Annotated in this window: 6 protein-coding genes; all 6 read right to left on the bottom strand. The window is 33.7% G+C overall.

The genetic code is table 11. The annotated features are described in order from the left end of the window. Positions 1–183: 183 nt before the first annotated feature. Positions 184–642, bottom strand: a complete 459-nt coding sequence (locus G9F74_RS29110; protein WP_016107410.1) for an ASCH domain-containing protein — start codon at positions 640–642, stop codon at positions 184–186. 353 nt (positions 643–995) lie between these two features. Continuing rightward, entirely contained in the window at positions 996–1,793 is a 798-nt protein-coding gene (gene uppP, locus G9F74_RS29105) for an undecaprenyl-diphosphate phosphatase UppP (RefSeq protein ID WP_001279970.1), read from the bottom strand. Positions 1,794–1,810: 17 nt separating this feature from the next. Then, the gene (locus G9F74_RS29100) at positions 1,811–2,548 is read right to left on the bottom strand and encodes an ABC transporter permease (RefSeq protein WP_000247704.1); all 738 of its coding nucleotides are present in this window, start codon (positions 2,546–2,548) and stop codon (positions 1,811–1,813) included. Beyond that, positions 2,541–3,470, bottom strand: coding sequence for an ABC transporter ATP-binding protein (locus tag G9F74_RS29095; RefSeq protein WP_016107411.1), 930 nt, complete (start codon positions 3,468–3,470; stop codon positions 2,541–2,543). The genes G9F74_RS29100 and G9F74_RS29095 overlap by 8 nt, the downstream gene beginning before the upstream one ends. 68 nt (positions 3,471–3,538) lie before the next feature. After that, positions 3,539–4,552 (bottom strand): sensor histidine kinase, encoded by a 1,014-nt coding sequence (locus G9F74_RS29090; RefSeq protein WP_033668260.1) that lies wholly within the window; start codon positions 4,550–4,552, stop codon positions 3,539–3,541. Further along, entirely contained in the window at positions 4,542–5,255 is a 714-nt protein-coding gene (locus tag G9F74_RS29085; RefSeq protein WP_000651986.1) for a response regulator transcription factor, read from the bottom strand. Before G9F74_RS29085 ends, G9F74_RS29090 begins: the two co-directional genes overlap by 11 nt. Positions 5,256–5,747: the final 492 nt, after the last annotated feature.

Below are 5,747 nucleotides of genomic sequence, written 5' to 3'. Positions count from 1 at the left end.
TAGTTGGGACCTTGTCCCTGTGAGAGTAGGACGTCGCCAAGCAAGCTTAAGACGAGTCAGGATGACTCGTCTTTTTTATGTTTTATAAAATAAGCTCGTTAGCTGTAGTTTTCTTGAGCTATAAATAACGAGCTTATTTGTGTTAAAAAATAGCAACATGAAAATTCAGTAAAGCTCTGTTTATTATAGTTCTGCTGTATTTTTCACATCAATGAGCTCAAATCGTTCGCAAACGAGTAGCATATCTTCAGAAAAAGTAAAACCAAACTCATTTAGTTCCTTTGTAAAAAAACGAACATGGGTGTCTCTCCAGTAATTATACGTGCAATCTCCTTCGCCTTCAGCGATAGCGAATTCTTCGCTTACTTCATTCATCGGTGTTACAGTTACTTCTATTGTTTTAATAATCGCTACAGGTTTATCCTGACTATTGAGTATAATACTATAATCATTAGTCGTCGGTAGTGGTTCATTTTCTAACTCATAAAAAGTGTGACAGGAGCATGTTGCGGTTTTGATACCATCAATTACTAATTGTGCAAGATAATTAGGGGAGTCCCCAAATTGCCAAGCTGTAACAGATGCTGGTTTTTCATTGTTTCCCCAATAAGTATCCCAATATGTTTGTGCTAATGGATTCATTTGTATCGTTACCTCACTCTAATTAATATGTAGTCTTTTTATAATCCCTGAGAAATTTACTTATTTGTATGCCTTTGTACTCATTTAAAATTTGTATCGGTGTGTTGTGAATTAAGAAAGAGAATATGCGGAATGAATATGGTTTGTAAACACGTTCTGTCCATATATGGGATTTTTAATTTTCCAATTGTGTCGTACGGTAAAGGATATAACTGTTTGAAGAATATTCGGATTATTAAGGGCAGTTTATTACAACTATGCCATATTGAAGTGAGTAATACTAGAGGTGAAATAGAGAAAAAACTGATATTCCAACTTGAATATCAGTTTAGTAATATGTGACTTATATGAATCTATAGCAATATGAACAGCGTAAATAAGATAGCCAGCAAAATACGATAATATGCAAAAGGTTTTAAACCGATCTTCTCTAAAAGCTTCAAAAAAGTTACTACGGCTAGCATTGCTACTATAAAAGAGGTAATGAATCCTACCGCAAACATAGGGATGTCATCAACGCTTAAATACTTCCAACTTTTTAATAAGTCTAAGCCTGTAGCTCCAACCATTACAGGAAGAGCAATGAGAAAAGAGAATTCAGATGCGGTCTTATAATTTACTTTCGCTAATAACCCTCCAGAAATAGTAGATCCAGCTCTAGAGAAGCCAGGATATACCGCTAAGCATTGAAATAATCCAATTGTTAATGCTTGACGGTAGGTTAAATCATCCAGTGAATAGGCGGTTGCTTCTGTCTTTTTTACTTCTGCAAAAATCATAAGAATTGCTCCTGCTACAAGTCCAATGACGACAGTATATGGCTGAAATAAGTATGTTTTAATAACACCATGTAATAGTAATCCAGCAACTACCGCTGGGAATACACCAAGAAATACATGGAATGCGTTGAATTTTTTCTCTTTTCGTAGAAGAGGTTTAATATTACATAAAGAAACAAGGCGTTTATAGTATAAAATCGCAATAGCTAAAATTGCGCCTAACTGTATAACGATTTCAAAGGTCTTTGCTCTTTCTCCTTCGAAGCCTAATAAATGTCCGACTAATATAAGGTGGCCAGTAGAAGAGATAGGTAAAAATTCTGCTAATCCCTCTACAATACCGAGTATGAAGGCAATGATGATATCGCTCATAGTTTCACTCCTATAAATTAATGAATATCTACTCTCTTAAAATAGAATAGTGTTGCAATAAATCCGAAAATTGCTGTTGCTGCAATGATGATATAAGAATACTCTGGTGGATATGTGGGTTGTAATTCGTTATTTGCGATATCTAGAGTAGCGGTCCACGGAAATAGATCTTTATGTTTAGAGTTCACGAGCATAAGGTTAATCATTGTAATAATGACCGTTAATATAATAGGTGGTACATAGGTCTTCATTACAACGGTTAATAGTACAATAGGTGAAGACAATAGAAAGAGAAGTCCACCACATATTAAAAATTTTACGAGAGAGCTTAAGAGTAAGATGGTACTAAATCCAGGGAAGCTACCTATTAGCCCTAATAATAAAGTTAGTGTCCAAGCGACTAAAGTAAGCATTATAATCCAAAGAAAGAGAATGATGAACTTACTTATAATAAAGCTAATGCGTGAGACTGGAATAGTTAGTAAATGTTTTAGTGTATCTTCTGTATATTCACGGGTAAACAGATAAGCAATCACTACCCCATATAAGGGGAATCCTATAATTAAAGTAGTATATAAGTTAACTTCGGTGAATAGTTGATGGAACAAAATAGTTGGAGTAGGTTGTTTTGTTTTTATGTGTATATAAGACGCTACGACCACTAAGAAGGGTGCGACACCAGCCCCGATAATGCTAATTAAAAACATATTGGAACGTTTTAATTTTAATAGTTCTGTATAGAGCAGATTAACCAATTGTTCCACCTCCAACTAGATTGGTGAAATAATCTTCTAATCTGTCTTCGCTCATCGCCATTTTTAATACATCGACATCATTAAGAACGAACGTTCTGTTTATGTGTCCTTGCTGTCCAAAATGAGAATAAATACGAATATTCCCTTCATCATGTACTTCATAATCAAAAATTTGAAGATGATTTTCTAATAGCATCGTGGCTCTATTGTCATGATTCACTTGAAATTCTATGTACTTACGGTTGGTTTTGCGTAGCGTATCAAGAGAAACTTCTTCTAGTAACTTTCCTTCATGGATAATTCCCATACGATCGACTAGTTGTTCTACTTCAGCTAATATGTGACTAGAAATGAGTATCGTTATATTTCTTTCCTGAGCTAAAGATTTAATGAGTTTTCGCATTTCTTTAATACCGATTGGATCGAGTCCATTAGTTGGTTCATCTAGTATGAGTAGTTCAGGGTAGTGGAGAAGAGCACGTGCAATTCCTAAGCGCTGCTTCATTCCTAAAGAATACTTTCCTACTAACTTTGTTGTTTCATGCTGTAAGCCTACTATTTCTAATGCTTCTTCAATGGCATTCTTTTTGTGGATCCCAATTATCTTTGCATTAATTAATAAGTTTTCTTTTGCAGTTAAGTTTTCATAAAACCCTGGAACCTCAACGATAGAACCAATTCTTCTTAAAATATTTTTTTGATTTTGAAATAAGTCTTCTCCGAATATTTCAATATTTCCACTTGTAGGCTTTATAAGGCTAAGTAGCATACGTATGGTTGTTGTTTTGCCCGCACCGTTGCGTCCTATGAATCCATAAACCTCTCCTTGTTGAACATTAATATTTAGATTATCTACTGATTTTTGAGTGCCATATACTTTAGTAAGGTTAGTCGTTTTTATAATTGTATGTATAGGAGACACCTACTTTCTATAAGTTCTTACTTACATAATAAGAAGGAAGGCTTAACTGCATATTAATCATTTCTTAACTATTTCTTAAAAGAAGTGTATTTTGGAATGGAAAAACCAAAAGTAGTTCGTTTCCATGGGATACTTTCAACCCATATATGCCCACCATTTCTCTCCACGAGCGCTTTAGAAATCGAAAGCCCGAGACCGCTACCACCAAAAGAGGAGGTTCTTGATTGTTCGCTTCGGTACATTCGCTCAAATATGTTTTGTAAATCATGTTTTGGAATGCCAGGGCCTTTGTCCCAAATAAGAAGTTCATATTCTGTATTGGTTTCTAGTAGTTCGATTCCTACTGTTTTCCCATCTTTTCCGTAATAAATGGCATTTTTTATTAAATTACCTATAATTCGCATAAGGCTAAGGTGATCTGCGATGATAGGACAAGTAGATTCTGGTATAAGAACCTGTAGTTCGATATTATGTTTTGAGAGTTCAGGTAAAAAATCGATTAAAACTTCTCTAGTAACTTCAGAAAAGTCGAGTTCTTCTTCTTTTAGTGGGAATTCATTGGCGTCTAGCTTTGCCATATTGAATATTTCATCAACTAGATGTTTTAAGTTATTTGATTTCATATAAAGTATTTTAAGATATTCTTGCTTTTCTATTTCAGAAGCAGCTACTCCATCTTTTAAAGCATCGATATATCCAATAATGGAGGTGAGTGGCGTTCGGATATCATGCGAGATACTAGACAAAAGTTGTTTTCTAGATTCCTCGTATCTTTTTGCTTCAATCCGAACCTTTTCTAATTCAGCTATTAGTTCGTTTATTGAAAAAACGATATGATGTAAGGAACGGTCATTGCTTGTGAATAATCTCGTTTGTAAATTTCCGTTTAATACACGACTTAATTTAGTATTCATTGATTTGTGATTTTGAATAAATTGTATCCTTGAAAAGAAGAGATAAGTTGTAATTAAGATAAGGGTAATAAATAAAGACATTTTTACTCTTGGGCCCATTTGTATATTTAAAAGTCCGCAAATGATAAGTTGTAATGAAATAAGGAAGAGGGTTTTATCAGTCTTCAAGCTTTTCACCTACAAACTTATAACCAATTCCCCATATAGTTTGAATGAATTTTGGATTAGAAGGATCGATTTCTATTTTCTTTCTAAGTTTTCGAATATGTACCATAACGGTATTGTCATCTTCTATATAATTATCGTCCCACACATTTCGGAAGAGCTGCGTTTTTGTAAATACTTGCCCTGGGTTTGAAGTAAAGAATTTTAATAGTTCCAGTTCTTTTCCGGTTAAGTTGATTTCCTCTTTATTTGTATGAACTGTATATGTATTTAAATTGATAGTGAGTCCTTTAAAAGCTAAAGTTGTTTTTTCTTGAACGGTATTGTTACTTCCAAGAACTAAAAAACGCCGCATAAGAGCTTTTACTCGTGCAACCACTTCGTGAATGCTGAAAGGTTTCGTAATGTAATCATCAGCGCCAATGCTTAAACCTAAAATTTTATCAACTTCGTGATCTTTAGCGGTCAGCATTAATATCGGTACGTTAGTTTTATCTCTAAGCTTTCTACATACTTCAATACCATCTACTTTTGGCATCATAATATCTAATATAACGAGGTTATAATTGTTTTGATTAAATAACTGCAAGGCTTCATCGCCGTTAATCGCAGTATCTACCATATATAATTCTCGTTCTAAATATATTTTTAATAAATTTCGAATTTCTTTATCATCGTCTGCTATAAGAATACGTATATCTTTCATATTATCACCCGTTTCTAATAGAGTTTTATTGGTAGTACAACATGATAAGCAAAGAGGTACATTAGGGAATACAATAACTCTCTAATTATATACTAGTATTTGTTAAAATAAGGTTGCTAGTTTCTTTAGGGAAAACATTCTTATAAATTAAGTAAGGTTTGACGAATGAAGTATTTAATTGAACATGTTTCGGAGGATAGATTTAGTAAAGGGAAGGAGAAGAGAGTTTCTCGTTAATGAAACTATTGTAAGGGCTTATATAGCCTAAAGGGTATGAACATATTTAAATTAAATTTCTTTGTAAAAAGGTGTTGACGATTAGAGTATAGGGGTGTAATATAGAACAAGTCGCCGATGCAATAACGCAGAAAACGACAAACGAAATAAAAAACTTAGTTGACATCAATTAACGAAAATGTTAACATAAGGGAGTCGCAAATGAGCGACCAAGTAGTTCTTTGAAAACTGAACGAAACAAACAACGTGAAACGT

The sequence above is a fragment of the Bacillus sp. EKM202B genome, assembly GCF_011066025.1.
Classification (GTDB): domain Bacteria; phylum Bacillota; class Bacilli; order Bacillales; family Bacillaceae_G; genus Bacillus_A; species Bacillus_A toyonensis.
This window is presented reverse-complemented; position numbering and strand designations above follow the sequence as displayed.

Excerpts from the sequence above, each read along its gene's own strand:
- G9F74_RS29110 (WP_016107410.1), bottom strand. The coding sequence starts at position 642 with ATGAATCCATTAGCACAAACATATTGGGATACTTATTGGGGAAACAAT.
- uppP (WP_001279970.1), bottom strand. The coding sequence starts at position 1,793 with ATGAGCGATATCATCATTGCCTTCATACTCGGTATTGTAGAGGGATTA.
- G9F74_RS29085 (WP_000651986.1), bottom strand. The coding sequence starts at position 5,255 with ATGAAAGATATACGTATTCTTATAGCAGACGATGATAAAGAAATTCGA.